Origin of the sequence: Sphingobacterium chuzhouense (assembly GCF_014692525.1) — a bacterium.
Lineage (GTDB): Bacteria > Bacteroidota > Bacteroidia > Sphingobacteriales > Sphingobacteriaceae > Sphingobacterium > Sphingobacterium chuzhouense.
The window spans coordinates 338,546-358,791 of record NZ_JACNYL010000002.1 but is presented as its reverse complement, the minus strand read 5'-3'; the positions used below and the strand labels follow the sequence as shown (position 1 = coordinate 358,791).

Annotated in this window: 20 protein-coding genes and 1 tRNA gene; 9 read left to right on the top strand and 12 right to left on the bottom strand. The window is 39.2% G+C overall.

The genetic code is table 11. From position 1 onward, the window contains the following. Positions 1–64: 64 nt before the first annotated feature. Positions 65–958, top strand: coding sequence for an AraC family transcriptional regulator (locus H8B21_RS07870; RefSeq protein WP_190313244.1), 894 nt, complete (start codon positions 65–67; stop codon positions 956–958). Between the two features lie 13 nt (positions 959–971). Here the strand turns inward: H8B21_RS07870 and H8B21_RS07865 are convergent, their stop codons facing one another. Beyond that, positions 972–1,439, bottom strand: coding sequence for a universal stress protein (locus H8B21_RS07865; RefSeq protein ID WP_190313243.1), 468 nt, complete (start codon positions 1,437–1,439; stop codon positions 972–974). Between the two features lie 84 nt (positions 1,440–1,523). On the opposite strand from H8B21_RS07865, the gene H8B21_RS07860 reads away from it, so the two are divergent. Then, complete coding sequence (locus H8B21_RS07860; RefSeq protein ID WP_190313242.1) at positions 1,524–2,294, top strand: C40 family peptidase; 771 nt, start codon at positions 1,524–1,526, stop codon at positions 2,292–2,294. A 15-nt stretch (positions 2,295–2,309) separates the two neighbouring features. Next, positions 2,310–3,290, top strand: coding sequence for a tetratricopeptide repeat protein (locus tag H8B21_RS07855; RefSeq protein ID WP_190313241.1), 981 nt, complete (start codon positions 2,310–2,312; stop codon positions 3,288–3,290). A gap of 14 nt (positions 3,291–3,304) precedes the next feature. On the opposite strand, the gene H8B21_RS07850 is transcribed toward H8B21_RS07855, so the two are convergent. Continuing rightward, entirely contained in the window at positions 3,305–4,192 is an 888-nt protein-coding gene (locus H8B21_RS07850) for a dienelactone hydrolase family protein (protein ID WP_190313240.1), read from the bottom strand. Between the two features lie 117 nt (positions 4,193–4,309). Between H8B21_RS07850 and H8B21_RS07845 the strand changes: the two genes are divergently transcribed. Next, positions 4,310–5,596, top strand: coding sequence for an MFS transporter (locus H8B21_RS07845; protein ID WP_190313239.1), 1,287 nt, complete (start codon positions 4,310–4,312; stop codon positions 5,594–5,596). On the opposite strand, the gene H8B21_RS07840 is transcribed toward H8B21_RS07845, so the two are convergent. The 3 genes from H8B21_RS07840 to ychF all read right to left on the bottom strand — a co-directional run bounded on the left by H8B21_RS07840 (position 5,593) and on the right by ychF (position 8,403). Next, positions 5,593–6,474, bottom strand: a complete 882-nt coding sequence (locus H8B21_RS07840) for a DUF72 domain-containing protein (RefSeq protein WP_190313238.1) — start codon at positions 6,472–6,474, stop codon at positions 5,593–5,595. The genes H8B21_RS07845 and H8B21_RS07840 overlap by 4 nt on opposite strands. A 43-nt stretch (positions 6,475–6,517) precedes the next feature. Continuing rightward, complete coding sequence (locus H8B21_RS07835; RefSeq protein ID WP_190313237.1) at positions 6,518–7,240, bottom strand: sulfite exporter TauE/SafE family protein; 723 nt, start codon at positions 7,238–7,240, stop codon at positions 6,518–6,520. Positions 7,241–7,302: 62 nt separating this feature from the next. Further along, positions 7,303–8,403, bottom strand: a complete 1,101-nt coding sequence (ychF, locus tag H8B21_RS07830) for a redox-regulated ATPase YchF (RefSeq protein WP_190313236.1) — start codon at positions 8,401–8,403, stop codon at positions 7,303–7,305. Positions 8,404–8,622: 219 nt separating this feature from the next. Between ychF and H8B21_RS07825 the strand changes: the two genes are divergently transcribed. Together H8B21_RS07825 and H8B21_RS07820 are read left to right on the top strand one after the other, a co-directional pair. Continuing rightward, entirely contained in the window at positions 8,623–9,111 is a 489-nt protein-coding gene (locus H8B21_RS07825) for a hypothetical protein (protein ID WP_190313235.1), read from the top strand. A 125-nt stretch (positions 9,112–9,236) separates the two neighbouring features. Then, positions 9,237–10,214, top strand: coding sequence for a polysaccharide deacetylase family protein (locus H8B21_RS07820; RefSeq protein ID WP_223814909.1), 978 nt, complete (start codon positions 9,237–9,239; stop codon positions 10,212–10,214). A 5-nt stretch (positions 10,215–10,219) separates the two neighbouring features. On the opposite strand, the gene H8B21_RS07815 is transcribed toward H8B21_RS07820, so the two are convergent. Further along, complete coding sequence (locus H8B21_RS07815) at positions 10,220–11,173, bottom strand: acetyl-CoA carboxylase carboxyltransferase subunit alpha (RefSeq protein ID WP_190313234.1); 954 nt, start codon at positions 11,171–11,173, stop codon at positions 10,220–10,222. Between the two features lie 221 nt (positions 11,174–11,394). On the opposite strand from H8B21_RS07815, the gene H8B21_RS07810 reads away from it, so the two are divergent. Beyond that, positions 11,395–12,264 carry a mechanosensitive ion channel family protein gene (locus H8B21_RS07810; RefSeq protein ID WP_190313233.1) on the top strand — a complete coding sequence of 290 codons (870 nt, stop codon included), beginning with the start codon at positions 11,395–11,397 and terminating at the stop codon, positions 12,262–12,264. A gap of 1 nt (position 12,265) precedes the next feature. Here H8B21_RS07810 and coaA read toward each other — a convergent pair whose 3' ends face one another. From coaA to H8B21_RS07790, 4 genes are all read right to left on the bottom strand, one after another. Beyond that, positions 12,266–13,207, bottom strand: a complete 942-nt coding sequence (gene coaA / locus H8B21_RS07805; protein ID WP_190313232.1) for a type I pantothenate kinase — start codon at positions 13,205–13,207, stop codon at positions 12,266–12,268. 104 nt (positions 13,208–13,311) lie between these two features. After that, positions 13,312–13,677, bottom strand: a complete 366-nt coding sequence (locus H8B21_RS07800) for a methylglyoxal synthase (protein ID WP_190313231.1) — start codon at positions 13,675–13,677, stop codon at positions 13,312–13,314. Positions 13,678–13,706: 29 nt separating this feature from the next. Then, on the bottom strand, positions 13,707–14,936 hold the full coding sequence (locus tag H8B21_RS07795; RefSeq protein ID WP_190313230.1) for a nucleoside recognition domain-containing protein: 1,230 nt from the start codon (positions 14,934–14,936) through the stop codon (positions 13,707–13,709). A gap of 119 nt (positions 14,937–15,055) precedes the next feature. Further along, positions 15,056–16,105 (bottom strand): patatin-like phospholipase family protein, encoded by a 1,050-nt coding sequence (locus H8B21_RS07790; protein WP_190313229.1) that lies wholly within the window; start codon positions 16,103–16,105, stop codon positions 15,056–15,058. A gap of 113 nt (positions 16,106–16,218) precedes the next feature. On the opposite strand from H8B21_RS07790, the gene H8B21_RS07785 reads away from it, so the two are divergent. Both H8B21_RS07785 and H8B21_RS07780 read left to right on the top strand, forming a co-directional pair. Next, the gene (locus H8B21_RS07785) at positions 16,219–17,019 is read left to right on the top strand and encodes a class I SAM-dependent methyltransferase (RefSeq protein ID WP_190313228.1); all 801 of its coding nucleotides are present in this window, start codon (positions 16,219–16,221) and stop codon (positions 17,017–17,019) included. A gap of 3 nt (positions 17,020–17,022) precedes the next feature. Beyond that, positions 17,023–17,520 (top strand): GNAT family N-acetyltransferase, encoded by a 498-nt coding sequence (locus tag H8B21_RS07780; RefSeq protein ID WP_190313227.1) that lies wholly within the window; start codon positions 17,023–17,025, stop codon positions 17,518–17,520. 285 nt (positions 17,521–17,805) lie between these two features. Here the strand turns inward: H8B21_RS07780 and H8B21_RS07775 are convergent. Both H8B21_RS07775 and H8B21_RS07770 read right to left on the bottom strand, forming a co-directional pair. Then, a tRNA-Ser gene (locus tag H8B21_RS07775) sits at positions 17,806–17,892 on the bottom strand. Between the two features lie 96 nt (positions 17,893–17,988). After that, entirely contained in the window at positions 17,989–20,142 is a 2,154-nt protein-coding gene (locus H8B21_RS07770; protein WP_190313226.1) for an HD family phosphohydrolase, read from the bottom strand. Positions 20,143–20,246 lie beyond the last annotated feature (104 nt).

The following is a 20,246-nucleotide window of genomic DNA, read 5'->3' as shown; positions in this document are numbered from 1 at the left end:
TGGTCATCCATACACAAACTGATATTGTTGATATAAATTTTGGATCAGCTAGAAGTATACGCCAATGAAGAACTATTGTAAATACCTACCGATAAGTGCAGAGGACGAAAAATGGGGGCTTTGCACATTGGATACTGGATTCGGAACGATTCCAGGTACAACACCTTATCCAAGTATAACACATCCTTCATCGTATCACTTCAGTTGGCAAAACGGCCGAATATTGAGCGAATATCAATTAATTTATATTACAGGTGGTGAAGGTATTTTTGAATCTAAGAGTGCGGGTATGCAGAAAATCGAAGCCGGATCCATTATCCTGCTCTTCCCTAATGAGTGGCATCGCTATAAACCAGATGAGGAAACAGGATGGAACGAACACTGGGTTGGCTTCAAGGGGCCTATAGCTGATCAGTTAGTAGAACATAAATTCTTCAGCCGTAAGGATCCCATCATCCAAATTGGATTCAGACAGGAAATCGTTGGGTTCTTTGAAGACATTGCCGCGCGGACGAAAACCGAAAATAGCGGTTATCAACCTTTGATTTCTGGAGAAATCCTTCACCTATTGGGAAATGTCTACGCCATTTCCAAGGAAAATGCGTGGCAATATACTGGTGCTAAACAATTAGTTAGCAAGGCTCAAGTCATTTTGCGCGAGAATACCCATACCTCGCTTACTGCGGAACAGGTGTCTGCAGAATTAGGGGTGAGTTATTCACTATTTCGTAGAACATTCAAGAAATACACCGGCATTTCACCGGGACAGTACCTTATTCAACTGAAAATCGAAAAAGCAAAACGATTGTTAAACAATCCTAATGTGCTCATAAAAGAAGTGGCTTATGAATTGGGATTCGATTCCTGTTTTTACTTTTCCAAGTTATTCAAAGAGAAAACCGGACTATCACCACAAAATTACCGGGAGCGATATTGTATTATAACTACGCAATCTTAATACCGTAACCATATCAGTCGCATTTACCGGGGATAACCAGTACCGGGCAACTCGCTTTTCGGATAACCGATTCCGATACACTACCCGAGATAAAGTGTTCAAAACCGGTACGTCCATTAGATCCCATAATAATAAGATCTGCTGTCCATTCGGTAGCTGTACTTAGAATTTCGTCCCGAACATTGCCTACTTTGTTAAATAAAAAGACGTCCTGCGCTCCCTCGAAATCAGCTCCTATACTTTCCAAGAATCGTTGGGCAGATTCTTGTTGTATTTCCGAAACTTCCGGTACCACGATGGGTTGTTGTCCTAATAGCGGATCTGCGCCATAGTTGGCAGGCGAAGTAGGAGGAACAACAGTGACCAACGCAAGCGACGAACGAAACTCCCGAACTAGATCTTTTGCGTAGTCAATTGCCTTAACGGTACACGGTGTATCGTCTACGGCTAAAAGTATGCGATTAAATCTGTGACTGCTCATCTTTTGTGGCTATATAAAAAGTGATATATTCGTATGTACAAAACAGCGTTGCTGTGGTATTTGTTTTCATAAAAATCAACTCATATGAACATAGGTCTCTGTAATTTATCGATAATCCCGTTAAGAGCGGCTAATACACATCGTAGTGAGATGGTGAGTCAAGTATTTTTTGCGGAGCAATTTGAAATACTTCAGGAAGAAAAGGAATGGGTGTACATCCGTATGTTCGATATTGATTATGAAGGTTGGTTACAACGCGGGCAGTTTGTATGTTTACCGGAAAATAATTTTATAGCTACCTCGGAAGATAATTGCCTTGTTGTGGATATTGTAGGTGCAACGGCTTTCTCAGGCGATGGAAAAGTTGATTTAATTGCAGGGACAAAGATTCCTGAACAACTTTTACAACAGCAATATGCTGGTTTTCCATATCAGATTGAAGGACATTTACGAAGCCCAAACACGACAGACTTTGAAACGGAATTCCCTAAATTGATAGATTATTATCATAACAGTCCTTATCTCTGGGGTGGACGCAGCCACGTAGGTATCGATTGCTCTGGACTTAGCCAAAGCATATATATGCATTTTGGAATACAGTTGCCACGTGACGCTTACCAGCAAGCCGAAAAAGGAAAAGCCGTCGATTTTCTATCTGAAATTAAGTCTGGAGACCTTGCTTTCTTTGATAATGAGGAAGGACGTATCACACATGTGGGTATCATGGTGGATGCAGAAACGATCTTCCACGCTTCTGCAAAGGTATGTATAGATAAAATGGATTCGGAGGGTATCTTTAACAAAGAACAAAACCGATATACCCATAAGCTTCGCATTGTGAAAAGATTCTGGTAATTACTATTTTTGATCATGTCTTTAAAAAACAACCGATACTTTCTTCTGGCAAGTGCCCAGCTTTTTCCTTTAACTTTTTTAGAACCCGTAGAGATGGCGGTCGACGACCCGGCATTGGCCCGAGCTAGAGAGGCTTTTGCCTCTTATCGAAATGGGCAGCTGGAAATAGCGTTAGAACAGTATACAGCAGCAATACAACAGTTTGCTGACCAACCTTTTTTTTATGCTTGTCGATCTATCCTAAATATGGCTTTGGGCGACGAAGAGGGGGCTTTTTACGACTATCAAGTAGCTAAAAATTTAGATTTTAATTACCAAGCTTTTTTGGAATGGGTGGAGAATAGACCAGCGGAAGTGACCCCTTTGGAGGGAGGTGTCGAACTGAAACAACTATTATCCGATGCGTTGGAAACGACACAGCAATTTGATTATGAACATGCGCTAAAATTGTATGCATACGCCAACGAAAAATATACGGAGGACGTAGATGTGCTCGTATATCGTGGTGCTTTACATCTACGGTTGTTAAGATACAACAAAGCTTTATCTGATCTGAACCAGGCGATAACCAAGAATCCAATACATTTTCAAGCATATCTATTTCGTGCTAAATTGTTTAAAGCGATTCGGGAACATAAAAAAGCAAGAGAGGATTTTGATAAAGCCGTGGAGATTCAGCCAGAAATCGGCGTGATTTATGAAGAGCGAGGGGGCTTTTTAGTTGATTTAAAATACTATAATGAGGCTTTGTTTGATTTTAATAAATTGGTAAGCTTGCTTCCCGAGGATTTTTATGTGTACGCACTACGCGCCGATCTTTTTGAGAAAATGGAAAATTGGGAAGCCGCACTACAGGATTACTCAAAGGCAATAGTGCTAAATCCTTATTACTCTGATCTATATGCCTATCGTGCGGATATGAAAGATCGTCTAGGTGATACGGTAGGTGCCGCGGAAGACCGCCGTATGTTTGAGGAACTGGAAAAGGAAGATTAATGTATATCGATATTCTATTTCAACTTTTGATTAAAAAAATCAATTGTTCTTTTCCAAGCTAGATCTGCTGCCTCTTTGTCGTACCGTGGCGTAGTGTCATTGTGAAATCCATGATGTGTCTTTGGATAAAAATGAGCGGTATATTCTTTTTTATGAGCTTTTAGCGCTTCTTCATAAGCTGGCCAACCCTTATTTACATTCTCGTCTGATTCTGCGAATTGTAACAAAAGAGGTGAATTTATGTTTGGAACCTCTTCCAAAGGAGCTTGACCACCGTAAAAAGGTACCGCTGCCGACAAGGTTGATATACGAGCAGCCATCATATTAGAAATCCAACCACCAAAACAGAAACCTACAACACCAACTTTTCCGTTGCATAGTGGATGCTTTTTCAGATAATCAAAAGCAGCGATAAAATCTTCCAGCATGTCATCGCGATTGCGTTTTTGCTGTAACGCGCGACCATCGTCGTCGTTTCCGGGGTATCCCCCTAATGGTGATAACGCATCTGGAGCCAAGCTAACGAAACCAGCTAAAGCTGCACGCCGGGCAACATCTTCTATATGTGGATTTAACCCTCTGTTTTCATGGACAACCACAATACCTCCGAGTTTTTCCGTAGTGCTTTGAGGTATAGATAGTAATCCTTTGATAGCTCCACCTCCTTTGGATGACTGATAGGTTATATATTGCGATTCTAATCGCGGGTCGTTGGCTTTTATCTGAACAGCATTTTTATAATCAGGGGTTAAAAAACTCATTAAAGAAGATACAGTCAATCCGCCTACTGCATATAAGGACAGCTTTTGCATAAACTCGCGCCGGTTAAGGCGATTGTGTGCATAGTCATTGTAGAGTTCAAATACCTTAGGATCAAGTTCTTCTTTTTTTATGGTTTTCATATCATGGAGGTTTTCAGGATACATTCCTATTGTAACTAAACGATGGTTACTTATATTTTGTTTTGTTTGTAATACAAAAAGCTATCTTTGTCTGGCGAAATAAGATCTCATAAATTTATGCAGACAAAAATAAATCTACCTTTTACAGGATACGAAAAATTTGTAATTTTCATCTTAGCCATCAGTCAGTTTACGGTTATTTTGGATTTTATGGTGATGTCACCTTTAGGCGACCTACTTATTAAATCTATGGATATGCATGCCTCATCGTTTGGTATCGTAGTATCCGCATATGCTTTCAGTGCGGGTGTCTCCGGACTTTTAACGGCTGGTTTTGCAGACAAGTATGACCGGAAGAAGCTTTTGTTGTTTTTTTATACTGGCTTTATTATCGGTACAATCTTTTGTGGTATTGCGCATACATTTTATACGCTGGTCGCGGCAAGAATTATAACGGGTTTGTTTGGCGGTGTTATAGGTTCTATCTCCATGGCCATTATTACGGATCTGTTTGCTTTGGAAAAGAGGGGGCGAGTAATGGGGTTTGTTCAGATGGGCTTTGGTGCTAGTCAGGTTTTAGGTATTCCTATCGGACTTTATATCGCGAATAAAATGGGCTGGGAAGCTCCTTTTTTATTTATAGCTGGATTGGCGGTACTCATTGCGATTGTTATTGTCTTGCGGTTAAAGCCAGTAGATGCCCATTTAGGGATGGAAGTACAGAAAAAGGCTATTAGTCATTTAGTACAAACGTTAAAGAAGAAGCCGTATCGCGTCGGCTTTTTAACGACCGCGGTGTTGTCTGTAGGTGGTTTTATGATGATGCCTTACGGAACAGTATTCGCCGTAAATAATCTGGGAATAAGTAATGAACAATTACCTTTTTTATTTATGGCATCGGGTGTAAGTTCACTTCTTATTATGCCATTCATAGGCAAAATGAGCGATAGAGTGAATAAATATAAGCTATTTGCAGTCGCGACGATTTGGCTGATGCTTATTTGTGTTATTTATACCAACCTCTCTACAACTCCTTTTATGTGGGTATTGGTTATCAATATTTGCATGATGATGGGAATTATGAGCCGAATGGTTCCGTCGTCGGCACTGATATCAGCCGTTCCAGATATGCAAGATCGTGGTGCATTTATGAGCATTAATGCGTCATTACAGCAAATAGCTGGAGGAATTGCCGCCACAATCGCTGGGCTTATTGTTTATCAGCAAAATAAATTCAGTCCGCTGGAACATTACGATCTGGTCGGTTACGCAGTGGTTGCCATATCATTGGTTTCCATATTACTCATGTATAGGGTGGATCAGCTTGTTAAGGCTAAAATGAAGAACACATCCCCATCTGTTCTAGACGAGCCAACTGAGGCGCCTATTCATGGGCAGGGTTAAAACAACGTATTTTCTTTGTTCGGTATACGTAGATTTGAACCTATTTCCTTGTTGAGATGTTCAATGAAATGCGCTGCCAACAGAGGTGATTCCAATTCTATATTTTGATGGATAAAGAAATACAATTGCTGCAAACCCGCTTCTTTCCACTTCTTAATGACCTTTACCCATTCAATCAGTCGATCATAGTCTGAGGGATGATTAGCGCCAACATAGCGTATAAAAGCTGTAGGAGTTGTTAAACGCATGTGTACCATATCACGCCGTCCGGCAGTATCGACGAGCACGTTGGTCGTATGGGTGTCTTCGAATAATTTATATAGCTTCTCACTGATTTTTTTGTCCGAGAACCATTCTTGATTACGGACTTCTACAGCCAATGGATAACCTTTCGGAAAGCTATGTAAGAATTTTTCCAGTCGGTCAAAATCCTTTGGTTTGTAATTATCATGCATTTGTAGGAATGCCATACCCAGTTTCTCTTCAAATAGCACGGTCGAATCTACAAAATCCTTTATCTTTTCATCGGTGTTAAGGAGTCTGGAATAATGGCTTACGGACTGTGGGATTTTAGGGAAAAACTTGAAATCATCAGGCGTCTTGTCTTTCCAGGTTTTTATCTGTTCTTTGGAAGGAGAATTGTAAAATGTCGCATTTAATTCGATCGAATTAAACTGTCTGGAATAGTAAACCAATTCATCTTTAGTACCTCGAGGGTAAAAACCTTTTAAATCTGCTTTGTTCCATTTTGCACAACCTACAGCTATTTCTAGTGGTTTCTTTTGTTTGTGTGCTTCCAATAACTGAAATGTCTCCGATGGAGTAGGGGGAAGTGAAAAATCAATTTCTTCCGGATTACTTACTTGTCCAAATTTCATACTCGAAGATAAAAAAAATAGGGGAGTTTCGCTGTATCATGTGTTAAATGAGCAATAAAATGCCGATCAAAGCCAACCCTAAGTAAACATATTTCAAGAAGGTGTCACCTCTTAATCGGCGATTTAGATATCTACCTAAAAAAATTGCTGGAATTACCGCCGGAATGGACAGTAAAAAGTATTCCGTTACCACAGGTGTCCACAATCCTTTATACCAGTATCCAATCATTCCTAAGATGCTTGCGGGAAGAAAGTAAGCTTGTAGGGTGGCTCGAAAATGTTTTGGAGACCATCTGCGCATATTTCCGTATATAACAAGTGGAGGGCCGTTTATGCCATAAGCACCACCGAAAATTCCCGAAAGAAAGCCACAGATGAAAAGCCATATCTTGTTGTCGGATTGGAGCTTAAAAGTGTTTGAGGAGAACAAACTGTAGGTGGCATATAAAATAATGAAGATACCCAAAACTGATTTCACAAATTGTTCGTTGCCATAGATTAAAAGGAACAATCCGATCGGGATACCTAAAAAAGCAAATAAAATAAGCCATTTTGCACTATTGAAATGTATTTCCTTTCGATCCTGTACGACCACGATGCCTGCAATAACAATCGAAATCAAAACAGAAAGGGGGACAGCGACATCTATCGGAACAAAGAAAATAAGTAGGGGGACGGCAATCAACGATTCGCCGAATCCAAAAGTAGAGCGAACTAATGTTGCTATAAAAATTATCGCTAGAATACCTAGTGTAACGAATTCCATAGTACTTTTATAAAAAACGCCCAACAAAAGCCGGGCGTTCGTTTTATAATGAGATCGTGTTATTACACATTAAACCTAAAATGCATGATATCGCCATCTTCAACGATATATGTCTTTCCTTCTACGCTAAGCTTACCCGCCTCTTTAACTGCATTTTCCGAACCATATTTAATGAAGTCGTCGTATTTGATAACCTCTGCACGGATAAAGCCTTTTTCAAAGTCAGTATGGATAACACCTGCCGCCTGTGGTGCTGTAAAACCATTCTCGATTGTCCAAGCTCGTACTTCCTGGACACCAGCGGTAAAGTAAGTAGCCAGATCCAATAGGGAATAAGCTGCCCTGATCAGTTTATATACACCCGACTCGTCCAAGCCTAGATCGTCCAGGAACATTTTACGTTCTTCATACGATTCAAGTTGTGCAATTTCTGATTCAATTTGGGCCGAAATCACGAGTACTTCAGCATTCTCATCCTTTACAGCCTCCTTTACACGGTCGACATATGCATTTCCTGTTGTTACGGAAGCTTCGTCTACATTGCAAACGTATAAAACAGGTTTGATAGTCAATAGGGCGAGGTCACTAATAAATTCAAAATCTTCCAGTTGGATAGGGGCTGTTCTGGCAGATTTACCAGCTTCTAGATGTTCTTTGACAACCGACAAGATTTCATACGTCCTTTTTGCATCTTTATCACCACCTGTTTTTGCCATTTTCTCTACTTTTTGGATACGTTTAATAACGGTATCCAAATCTTTCAGCTGCAATTCGGTGTCGATGATTTCTTTATCGCGGATGGGATCTACAGAGCCGTCTACGTGTACCACATTGCCATCATCGAAACAACGCAATACGTGAATAATAGCATTCGTTGTGCGGATATTTCCCAAAAATTGGTTCCCTAATCCTTCACCTTTGGAAGCGCCCTTTACCAAACCGGCAATATCTACAATCTCGATAGTATTCGGAACGACGCGCTGTGGTTTAACAATTTCCGCTAATTTATTTAATCGATCATCGGGTACAGTAATAACACCGACGTTAGGTTCTATTGTACAAAAGGGAAAATTTGCTGCCTGTGCTTTTGCATTGGACAGACAGTTGAATAATGTTGATTTACCCACATTTGGTAAACCTACTATACCGCATTGTAAAGCCATGAAAATTTCAATTTTTTTAAATCGCACAAAGATAACGAAAATCAACTGATTTTTTGGGGATAGCAATGCCCGTTTTAGCTTTTCGGCACAACAAGAACAATTCTTGGGTTACGATAAGTATTTTACATTATTTAACGATTTCAGGTTTAATCTTTTTTTATTGTTATGCTGTCATAATAATAAATGACATCCAAATGATAAAATAAAAAAGGAGAAGATATGAAAAACTTTATTTATGCAATTTGTTTAGTCGCATTATGTAGTTTCGCGATACCGACAGTTTCGCAAGTTAATATAAGCATCAATATAGGGTCACAACCGTTATGGGGACCAGTGGGATATGATTATGTCCGTTATTACTATATGCCCGAAATAGATGTGTATTATGATGTATCTCATCGCAGATATACATATTATCACGGTAACCACTGGGTAACCCGAGCATCACTTCCTAGCCGATATCGCCATATCGATATGTACAGAACTTATAAAGTAGTGGTTAATCACGCACACCCGTGGAAAAATCATACAAATATTAAGAGAAAATATGCTCGATATGCTAATGACCGTTCGCAACGCATTCTACGAGATCACAGTGTCCATCGTAGCTATGATCGATATGAAAAGAAACATTATAAAAAATATCACGAGAAAAGACATGGGAAATATCATAAAAGAGAGAAAAATCGGCGTTGGCATGACGATTAAATTTCGCTGCCATGTAGCTAAAATCCGGTATTTTTACACGTTATTCCGTACAATTCAATTTTTATCAATCATATTTTTTAATTTTGAGTCAAATTTAGTAATTGAAATAACGTATGGTAAAGGCGATGAAGCCCGTATTCAATTTGGGGGCTGTTCTGATTGCAACAATATCGTTGGTGGGATGTCAGGGGAGTATGAACACAAGGGCTGCAAGTTCGCTCCCAGATACGGTAGAAGTCGATAGTATCGCGGGTTTATCTGATCTAAAATCAGAAGACACGGTGAAAAATCAAAAAGGATATTTGACAGAACGATGGCGAAATCCTGTTCAGATCCCGGTAGATACACTGAATCCAATCAGTAAAGATTCGCTAGATAGATTTGTAAGGACGGAGCGTCGCCGTGTTAGGGACTCTGTACGTCAGGAATTAAACAAACTTCCCAAGCATGTTTATTTTACGTTTGACGATGGTCCCTTGATTGGAAGTTCGGCGATTGATTCCATTTCGAAAGCAAAGCATATTAAAATCAGTACGTTTTTGGTTGGTAGACATGCGAATATGTCGAAGCGGTTGAAAAGGGATCTTCAGCGATATAAGGATAATGCCTTGGTGGAATGCTATAACCATAGCTATACACATGCCGGCAACAGATTTACGACGTTCTATAGCAATCCAGTCAGCGCGTATGAAGATTTTGAGAAAAATGAGGTGGATCTGGAGTTGAAGCATAAAATAGTGCGTTTGCCTGGGCGTAACATCTGGATTTATGATGATGTAAGGCGGATTGATTTAAAAAGTGGTGCTAGTACAGCTGATATGTTGTACACTAACGGGTATAAAATTTATGGCTGGGATGTAGAATGGAGAATTCACGGAGCCTCCGGTATGCCAGTCCAACCTGTTAACGAGATATATACGCGCATTCGGAATTATATGGACAATAAATCGTCAATGGAGCCAAATAACGTAGTATTGTTAATGCACGATGATATGTTTCAGAGTAAAAAAGGACAGCAATTGCTGTCCTCACTGATCGATACTATCCAAACGACGACCGATTATAAGTTTGAATTTATAAGGGATTATCCGTTTCGATATTAATCTTTTTATTCGACTACAACACCCATTTTACTAAACTTGTCTATACGTTCAGCAACAAGGCTATCGGCATCTTTTCGTGTTAGTTCCGTAAGGTCATTTAAAATTCTTGCTTTTAGATTTTCTGCAGCTACTGCCGGATCCTGATGTGCACCACCCATTGGCTCACCGATAATTCCGTCAATTAATCCGTTTTTCAACATATCTTCTGCTGTTAGTTTAAGGGATTCTGCCGCTTTTTCCTTTTGATCCCAACTTCTATAGAGAATAGAAGAGCAAGACTCAGGCGAGATAACTGAATACCACGTGTTTTGCATCATATAAACGCGATCTCCTACACCGATCCCCAATGCGCCACCCGAAGCGCCTTCTCCGATAACAATACACATAACAGGTACTTTAAGTACGGACATCTCCAACAGGTTGCGGGCAATAGCTTCTCCTTGTCCGCGTTCCTCTGCTTCTAGACCAGGATAAGCGCCCATAGTATCAATTAACGTTACGATCGGTTTATTAAACTTCTCTGCCATTTTCATCAATCGAAGCGCTTTTCGATATCCTTCTGGATTGGCCATACCAAAATTGCGATATTGACGTTCTTTTGTGTTCTTTCCCTTCTGATGTCCAATTACCATAACAGATTGCCCATTGATAGAAGCAAATCCCCCAACGATAGCTTTGTCATCTCGCACCGTGCGGTCGCCGTGAAGTTCGATAAATTCGTCGAAAACCATCTCGATGTAATCAAACGTTTGCGGACGGTCAGGATGACGGGACATCTGAACCTTTTGCCAACCTGTCAGGTTTGCATAAATATCTTGTTTGGTTTGTTCGAGTTTTTCCGCTAGTTCATTAACTGTGGCACTCATATCTACCTTGGTCTTTTCCTGCACTTGTAAGACCTTTTCTATTTGGGTTTGCAAGTCTGCAATAGGCTTTTCAAAATCAAATGTTGTTTGCATAATTATGTATCTAGCGCATTTTAGCTTGCTAAGTTAGTTTATTTTGTCCTTTTTGAGAAAAAAGAACAAAAAAAGAAGGTGCTAATGTATGTAGAATAGGAAGGGGAGAGGATAAAACTGGCAAAAATATATACCTTATATCAGCTTGATTTATACCGTTGATGGTTTTTCGCTTATTGCAATATCGATGAAAAAGTGATAATTTAGGGCGTTTTATCATCATGACAGAAGAAAAGAAAGATACCAACCCTATACCGTTTTTAATTAAGCTGGTTTTGTGGATTTTATTATATGCCTCATTTTGGTATTTTGGCGATTTTTACCAACAACGTCCGTGGTTAAATAATGTATCCAATGGGCTTAATTTGTTTTTGACGTCTAGTATTGTGTTTTCTATCGGTCGGTATATCATTATTATGATATATAATAAGCGACATGAAAAACGCATTGTGCGCGGAAATTTTGTACTGGGTATTAACCGTCTTACGGTGATATTGAATACGACGATTGCCGTTATCGGCTTGATGATTGCGCTGAGTATTGATCCGCGAGAGTTTGTTACTAGCTTAACGATTGTCGCGATGGCGATAGCGGTTACATTCCGGGAGTATATCACCAATTTGATATCGGGACTGTTCATTATGTTTTCTGATCAGCTGTCGGTAGGAGATAGGGTAAAGGTTGGCGAACATAAAGGGCGTATTGTCGATATCAATTTTTCCAGTTTGATTATACAAAACGAGGATGACGATATGGTTATGGTGCCCAATAATATGGTTTTTACGTCTCCCATAATCAATCTATCAGCTCATCGTTCCTCGCTTTTTCTCGTGAAATTTGAATTACCGTTACAAGCAGCTGTTGAGGTGGATAAACTGGAAGAAAGTATACGAGCGCTTTTAGCAAACCATCCCTATTTAACCGGAGAAGACGAGTTGCAGCTTAAGGTTGTCGAGATAGGGAAAGACTATGTTAAATACAAAATGGAAATGCACGCGAAAAGCAGTAGCAATAAAGTGCATAAACAGGTAGAAAACGAAGTCTTTAAGGAAGTATTGAAATTTAAAAGGGAATACGATATAAACACTTAAATTATATTTTGCGCACCTTTATTTGCTTTACAAAGTGGTGAGATCCTTTTTCAAGAATTAAATCAGCCCGATAACGAGTGGGCAATATATTCTTGTGTAGATTTGGAAGGTTAATAGTATTCCAGATATTTGTTGCCATAGCGATGCTTTCTTCTTTACCTAGATTGGCATAACGATGAAAATAGGACGCTGGATTTTGGAATGATGTTGCACGTAAAGACTCAAATCTATTGATATACCAGTTTATCAAATCCTCTTCATCTGCATCGACATAAATAGAGTAATCAAAATAATCAGAAACGAAGACGCTGCTCCCCGTAGATGAGTTTACCTGCAATACGTTAATCCCCTCAACGATAAGAATATCTGGTTGTGCGATGATTTGGTTCTCATGAGGTATAATGTCGTATTCCAAATGGGAGTAGACAGGTACTTCAAACTGAGATATACCAGATTTCATTGATGCGAGAAAGTTCAGTAACAGTTTAGTATCGTAACTTTCCGGAAAACCTTTACGTATATTCCGTTCTGCTAAGATTTTGTTTGGATACAAAAAACCGTCCGTCGTTACAAGCTCTACCTTGGGTTTGGAGGGGAGCATAGAAAGCACTTTCTGTAATACACGTGCAGTTGTACTTTTCCCGGCGGCGACGGACCCCGCTATTCCCACGATAAAAGGAAGAGTATCAGCGCCTCTGTTCAGAAAATTATTAACGGCAGCATGCTGATCTTTTGTGCGTTTAATCAAAATACCCAACAAATGGGCTAACGGAAAATATATTTCTTCAATTTCTGTAACAGTGAGCGGCTCATTTAACGCGCGTAAATTTTCTATGTCATCCGATGTAAGATGATGGGAAAAATGACCGTTTAGACTTCTCCATTCTGCTCTGTCGAATAGCTGAAATGGCGTATCAACCTCGCTGTAGTTAGTTGAAGACATGTATTTTTAATTTTTGAATGTCGGCAAATATACTATGTTCAACTAAAAAAAAGCAGATTAATTTATATTAGTTGCTTTCTATGACAATAAGATTGCTTAATCTTTTATGAAAATAACCCCTCGATAATTAAACTTCCGGTTGCGGGATTCGTAGCTAACGGTACGTTATATAAATCGGATATCCGCATCAGCATCTGGATGTCGGGCTCGTGTACATGTTTGCCTAGCGGATCACGGAAAAATATGATACCATCCACTTTACCCTCGGCGGTTAGCGCGGCTATCTGAGCGTCACCTCCTTTCGGCCCGCTTAGTTTGAGTTCTACCTCCAAACCGGTTTGTGCGATATACGATCCGGTCGTGCCGGTAGCAATGATATGTGCATTCCTTAAAAACTCAATATGATCTTTTACGAACCCTACCATATCTGCTTTTTTTCCGTCATGTGCAATTAATGCAATTGTTTTCATTTATGTATTTTTTAATATAGTTTATCCTTTTATCCAAAGAAAATATAAGCCACTATGATAGCAGCAATAATACCAACAAGTTCCGCTATAAGTGCACAAGGTAGTGCATGTCGCGTTTTTTTGATTGCTACCGAACCGAAGTAAACAGCCAGTACATAGAAAGTAGTCTCGGTAGAGCCTTGTATTACACAGGCTACACGCGCTGCAAAATCGTCAGCACCTTTCGTTGCCATCAGCTCTACCATCAGTCCCCGTGCACCCGAACCACTCAGAGGCTTCATAAATGCGACCGGCAATGCTTCGACAAACGACGTATCTATTCCGGCAAATGCGATGAGAGCGGAGATACCGTCTACCAAATAATCCATCGTTCCGGAAGCCCGAAACACCGCTATGCCGACTAAAATGGCTACTAGATACGGGATGATTTTTACGGCCACTTCAAATCCCTCTTTTGCCCCCTCGATAAAGGCATCATACACATTGATACGTTTAAATACGGCGAGCGCGATAAAGGAAACGAAGATGCTAAATAGAACCAGGTTACCAAACACGCGGGATATAACATCAATTTCCTCCGGTGCTAATGTGCTGAAATAATATAACGCGCCGCCTACCAAAACGAGCAACCCACCCAAATAAACAACAATCGTTTTATTAAAAAGATTAATCTTTTGGTAAATAGCAACCATAATAAGTGCCGCTAAGGTAGAAAAGAATGTCGCAATGAGGATGGGCAAAAAGATATCGGAGGGCTGTGCTGCACCTGCTTCTTGTCTGTATGCCATAATAGAAATAGGTAGCAACGTTAGACTGGATGCATTTAGCACAATAAACATAATCTGTGCGTTGCTGGCTGTATCTTTATGGGGGTTAAGTTCTTGGAGTTCCTTCATGGCTTTTAAACCTAAAGGAGTAGCGGCGTTGTCCAGACCTAATGCATTTGCCGAAAAATTCATCAGTACGGAACCCAATGCCGGATGGTTTTTAGGGATCTCGGGAAAAAGCCGATTAAAAAAAGGCCCTACTGCTTTAGCAAAGATATTAATCATACCTCCTTTTTCTCCTATTTTCATAATTCCCAGTGCAAACGTCATCATACCAATCAAACCGAGGGATATCGTGGCTCCATTAGCTGCGCTTTCAAAAAGGGAATTAACAATATTTTGGAATACTTCCGTATCGCCGCCAATAAGTTTAATAATAGCGACTAGAAATGTTATCAAGAAAAAAGAGACCCAAATGTAATTTAGTGCCATACTTGTTTTTTTGCAGTGTAAACCTAAATAAAATGCTTCGCATTCACGAATTCCTTAAAATAAAAATTATTTCGCTCTCCTCTGCCATCAGAGACTATTTTATAGAGGAAATATAAGGGTTAATTTTTTAAAAAATTCCATACTGATCGATCTGAATTATTTTTTTTGTCCTGTATGATCTCCGCAACAATTTGATTCATCAGCTCTTCATGTTCACTGATTAATTTATCTCCTAAGGAGATAAGTTTTTGAATATTAGACGGTGAAGCGGAATCCATTGATGGGTTGATAGAGGAGAGGTTGCTAGGTTCGATACGGATGTAATTGCCCGATTTGTTAACTGACCGAAATAATTGTTTTAGGTAATAGTCTGTACTTTCTGCGGAACTGCTGCTCATAATATCGACTAACGCTGGCCCGATAGAGATAGCCCATTTCTTCTTGAAATCTTCGTAATTATACGAGATTTTTGATAACCCGGTTCCTAAAGAGAGAATCCAAATATCATTTATCTTATAGGTGTTATAGCTTTTGATCACTTCTAGAAGAGCGGATAGAGATGGGTTGTGCGCAAAGACGCCTCCATCAACTAGGGGGTAGCGTGTTTTAGCGAGAGAAAATATTTCCGCCACTGAGAAATACGTGGGTGCGGCGGATGTGGCGCGACATACATCCCGTATATAAAAATCGCGTGAGTCACCATGCGATATTGCTTTCTGTTGCCGGAAAAGGTGATTTTTTCGCAATTCAATATTGTATGCCGTAATAATGCAGGGTTTAAGAAGCTGGCTGAGTTTTTTATTTCCGAAATAACTCTTCAATACATTTTCCAATATTGTCTCATCGTATAGCTCGCTTAATAAACCGAATTTGCTTAGAAAACGACGCCAGTTTGAAGCAGAAAATATTTCTGTCCCATGGTCTAAATAGATGTCAAGTGCATCTTTGGCGGTATATTTTTGCTTTTTCGGATCGTTATCATCGGGACAAAGCAAAATCGATAAAAGGATTCCTCCTGTACTTGTGCCTGCAAAAAAATCAAAATAGTCGGTTAAATGAGCTTGGGGATTATTAGTTGCCTGTTGTATCTTTTCTTCCAGTGCCACCAAAAACATCCCCGGAATGATACCTCGGATACCGCCACCGTCTATTGAAAGTATTCTCTTCATACGTCCGTTCGGTTTGTCGTCTAAATCTAGACAAAAAAGGTCAAAACAGCGAATTTTTTATATATTGGTCAATAAATATAAGCAAAGAAATATTAAAGGAAAACAATTCAAAAATGAATGCTGAGCAAAATTATTTGGAAATAAACCGACAATCTTGGAACAACAGAATCGAAACCCATTTACAATCTGAATTTTATGACCTTGATAGTTTTTTAGGAGGAAAAACTTCGCTAAATGATGTTGAGCTAAAACTGTTGGGAGACATCAACGGGAAACATATTTTGCATTTACAATGTCATTTCGGACAAGACACAATTTCTTTGACCCGACTCGGTGCTGAAGTTACAGGAGTAGATTTAGCGGATAAAGCAATTCAAAGCGCAAAGAAAATTGAAAAGGATACCAATTCAAATGCAGATTTCATCTGTTGTGACATTTATGATTTACCCAATCATCTAGATAAACAATTTGATATTGTATTTACCAGTTATGGTGTTATTGGTTGGTTACCGGATTTAGACAAATGGGCAAAAATTATTTCCAAATTTTTACGACCTGGTGGAAAGTTTGTCTTTGTTGAGTTTCATCCAATAGTATGGATGTTCGACGAGAATTTTGAAAAAATTGCATACAACTATAGTAATTCAGGAGCGATTATTGAATCTGAAAATGGAACATACGCAAATAAAACAGCTTCGATCAGTCAGGAAAATGTGACGTGGAATCATAGTTTGAGTGAAGTGATCAACAGTTTAATTAAAAATGAAGTGGAAATAAATTCATTTGATGAATATGATTTTTCGCCTTACAACTGTTTTAACAAAACGATTGAATTTGCTCCAAATAAATACCGAATTTCGCATCTAGATAATAAAATTCCGATGCTGTACTCGATTACTGCAACTAAAAAATAGTAAATGACGACAAAAATTCGTTTGGAAAAGCTTACAGCTGCAGACTTTCCGGTATATTTTAATTTGGTCGGTGATGAAGACGTGATGGCAATGATTACAGAGCGAGTTATTCCGCTAGAAGAAGCGAAATCGGATTACGAGAAGCGGATGTTGGAAAATCAGTTTCATAGTGATTTCGGACATTTTAAAATCATGGAAGAAAAATCCGATAATTTTATAGGGGTTGGAAAATTGGAAATAGAAGCACCCGATAGCGATAGGGCCGAGTTGGGCTATATGCTTCTGCCTAAATATTGGGGAAAAGGGATTGCGGGTGAAGTGGCCCGCCAGCTGATCGAAGTGGCGAGAAAACACGGTTTCATTACAAAACTGTTTGCTATTATAGATCCGAAAAACATTCCGTCTCGGAAAATCCTAATTAATAACGGTTTTGTTTCCAAAGAATTTGCGGATTTTGATGGTTTACCGGGAGAGGTACTGGAGTTGGTTATTCGAAACTAATCGGGTTTAGATTTTTTTATTCCAATAATAGCTGTCGGGGTAAATTCTCCTTAAAGTAACTTGCTGTTGAATACCTTTGAGCAATTGGAAATGTATATTTACCTGTATCAATGCTTCTATAATTTTGTTTTCAAATTGTAACCGTTGATGCAATTTCTCCGCTAGATCTAAACGATCGAGCGATTGGATACAGGAAACAGCAACCCCTTCTGGTTTCCATGACTCGGGTAGCGCTAGCAAAAAACTTTAGAAATAAAAAAGCTCCAATCTTTTGATTGAAGCTCGCGGAGAGAGCGGGATTCGAACCCGCGGTACCGTTTCCAGTACGACAGTTTAGCAAACTGTTCCTTTCGGCCACTCAGGCACCTCTCCTTTATTTAAGTAGTGCAAACATAAAGCAAATATTCCAATCCGCAAAGCTTTAAAACCGTTTTTTTGTCAAAAAAGAATAAACATCTGACACTCAATTTAATTTTTTATTCCACTGGTTGCTGCGGCGGTTTTTTTATTAACATCATAGTCAATTCGGACGTGATAAATGCTTTTCAGCATAGATTTAAAAATATCAGACACCTCTGTGATATCACGCATGGTAATATTCGAATTGATAAATTGACGCTGGGTGATCTTATACTCCACTATCTTGTCTACCAAGTTGTTGATAGATTCTTCTGTGGGTTCTTTTAATGCTCTGGAAGCCGCTTCTACCGAATCGGCAATCATCAGCACAGCAGTTTCCTTCGAGAAAGGCACCGGACCTGGGTACTTGAAGATGCTTTCGTCTACGAGCTTATCTGGATTGTTCTTGATAGCTAAGTTATAGAAATAATCAACCCGCGTCGTACCGTGATGTGTACGTATAAAATCAATAATAACTTCAGGAAGTTGGTTTTTCTTCGCCATCTCAATGCCTTTATGCACGTGTGATATAATGATTTGTGCAGACTGCTCGGGAGTAAGCTCTGCATGGGGATTGGTGTCTGTTTTTTGATTTTCGATAAAAAATAGAGGGTTCGACATTTTGCCAATATCATGATATAGAGCGCCCGCGCGTATTAGCAATGGATTTCCTCCGATCTTGTAGATAGCGGCTTCCGCCAGATTGGCTACCTGTAGTGAGTGCTGAAAGGTTCCGGGGGCTTTTAGCGAAAGTTCCCTCAGCAAACGGGAATTGCTATTCGTCAATTCCATTAAAGTAAGATCGGAAACGATACCAAATAAGCGTTCGAATGCATATATTAAGGGGTAAGCTAGTAGTGTTAAACCGACGCTGACGACAAACGGTATAATATCTGTCCAATAAATGGAACTTATCGACCCATTACGCGTCAATACTAAACCTACATAGGCTATGATATAAGTGCCTAAGATAATAAGGGACGAAACTAAAAATTGCTCTCGCTTGACTAATGTTCTGATGCTATAAATAGCAACCATACCTGTCACGAATTGTAAAAAGACAAATTCAAAACTATTTGGCACAAACAATGCAGCCAATAAGACCATTAATAGATGTATGTTTAAGGCCACTCGGGTATCAAACAATACCCTAAAGATAATAGGAACACTACAGTAAGGTATATAATAGAGGTTCGGAATTTTCATGCTAATGGCCCAAGATAGCACACCAAGCATACATACAATGACAATTAGAATAATAAATAATAATCTATTGCTCTCAAAGATAGTCGATCGAAAAAAATACAGGAACACCATCAGAAGGGATACACACATCGAAATGACCACAAATTGGCCAAGCACAACATATCCTTGGTTACCACTAATCCGAGCTTCATCTTCAAAAACCTTGCGTAAAGAAGCTAATTTCTGGTAAGTTTCATTACTGATAATTTTATCTTTTTCTGCAATAAGCTCTCCCTTTTGCACCATTCCCCGAGTAGTGGAGATATTAGCAAACGCATTTTGTTCCGCCTTGTTCGTTAGGTTTTCGTTGAAAATATAGTTAATGGTTACGTAGTTCTTTAACGTTTCCACCAACCATGTTTTTTGTTCTATTTTGTTATTTCTGGAAATGTTGTTTTCTATATACTGATTGGCGGATTCAATTGTAAAAATATCAGCCGTATTTTTCTGTTGAGCAACATTATCTTGAATCAGCGTGAAATTATACTGACTCTGTGCTTTGTCCACCTGTTCAGCATCCATTCCCTTGTTTTGGTAACGGTTGTTCAACGAGATAATCCCTCGATTGTAAATGTAGTTAAGAAGCGCATTCCCTACGGATTTGTATGTTTCCATATCCTCACTAGATACAGAATCCATATTTGCTATTTGCCATTTCTCCGCAATATCGGTATTGAACTGGTCGATTTGTTCTTTGCTTGCACTCGCGTTTAAATTATAGATGGGTTGAACCGTCTTAAGTATCTGTTCTCTATCTTTGTTAAGCTCTTCCTGTGTTTTTAAAATGGCAAAATTGTAGGGAGATACCAAATTTTCATGATTCCATATTTTACCTTTTTCAAATTCGTACTGAAAGCGTGGTTGTTTGGGTAGAAAAATACAAATCAATACAATCGCCAAAATGATCATAGCCGATTTGACTATAAGAGAATTGTTTTGATTCTTGTCGCGAAGGTAATTGATCTTGAGTTTTGCCACTTGCTTATTGTTTTTTATCCTGTCAATATAATTTTATAACAAATGTACTATTTATTGAGGAATCGTGTAGAGGATCAAAATACGAATTTCCTCACATAATAGCT

Bases quoted from the DNA above. Each gene is read 5' to 3' on its own strand.
- H8B21_RS07870 (WP_190313244.1), top strand. From the start codon at position 65: ATGAAGAACTATTGTAAATACCTACCGATAAGTGCAGAGGACGAAAAA.
- H8B21_RS07865 (WP_190313243.1), bottom strand. From the start codon at position 1,439: ATGAGCAGTCACAGATTTAATCGCATACTTTTAGCCGTAGACGATACA.
- H8B21_RS07860 (WP_190313242.1), top strand. From the start codon at position 1,524: ATGAACATAGGTCTCTGTAATTTATCGATAATCCCGTTAAGAGCGGCT.
- H8B21_RS07855 (WP_190313241.1), top strand. From the start codon at position 2,310: ATGTCTTTAAAAAACAACCGATACTTTCTTCTGGCAAGTGCCCAGCTT.
- H8B21_RS07850 (WP_190313240.1), bottom strand. From the start codon at position 4,192: ATGAAAACCATAAAAAAAGAAGAACTTGATCCTAAGGTATTTGAACTC.
- H8B21_RS07845 (WP_190313239.1), top strand. From the start codon at position 4,310: ATGCAGACAAAAATAAATCTACCTTTTACAGGATACGAAAAATTTGTA.
- H8B21_RS07840 (WP_190313238.1), bottom strand. From the start codon at position 6,474: ATGAAATTTGGACAAGTAAGTAATCCGGAAGAAATTGATTTTTCACTT.
- H8B21_RS07835 (WP_190313237.1), bottom strand. From the start codon at position 7,240: ATGGAATTCGTTACACTAGGTATTCTAGCGATAATTTTTATAGCAACA.
- ychF (WP_190313236.1), bottom strand. From the start codon at position 8,403: ATGGCTTTACAATGCGGTATAGTAGGTTTACCAAATGTGGGTAAATCA.
- H8B21_RS07825 (WP_190313235.1), top strand. From the start codon at position 8,623: ATGAAAAACTTTATTTATGCAATTTGTTTAGTCGCATTATGTAGTTTC.
- H8B21_RS07820 (WP_223814909.1), top strand. From the start codon at position 9,237: ATGAAGCCCGTATTCAATTTGGGGGCTGTTCTGATTGCAACAATATCG.
- H8B21_RS07815 (WP_190313234.1), bottom strand. From the start codon at position 11,173: ATGCAAACAACATTTGATTTTGAAAAGCCTATTGCAGACTTGCAAACC.
- H8B21_RS07810 (WP_190313233.1), top strand. From the start codon at position 11,395: ATGACAGAAGAAAAGAAAGATACCAACCCTATACCGTTTTTAATTAAG.
- coaA (WP_190313232.1), bottom strand. From the start codon at position 13,207: ATGTCTTCAACTAACTACAGCGAGGTTGATACGCCATTTCAGCTATTC.
- H8B21_RS07800 (WP_190313231.1), bottom strand. From the start codon at position 13,677: ATGAAAACAATTGCATTAATTGCACATGACGGAAAAAAAGCAGATATG.
- H8B21_RS07795 (WP_190313230.1), bottom strand. From the start codon at position 14,936: ATGGCACTAAATTACATTTGGGTCTCTTTTTTCTTGATAACATTTCTA.
- H8B21_RS07790 (WP_190313229.1), bottom strand. From the start codon at position 16,105: ATGAAGAGAATACTTTCAATAGACGGTGGCGGTATCCGAGGTATCATT.
- H8B21_RS07785 (WP_190313228.1), top strand. From the start codon at position 16,219: ATGAATGCTGAGCAAAATTATTTGGAAATAAACCGACAATCTTGGAAC.
- H8B21_RS07780 (WP_190313227.1), top strand. From the start codon at position 17,023: ATGACGACAAAAATTCGTTTGGAAAAGCTTACAGCTGCAGACTTTCCG.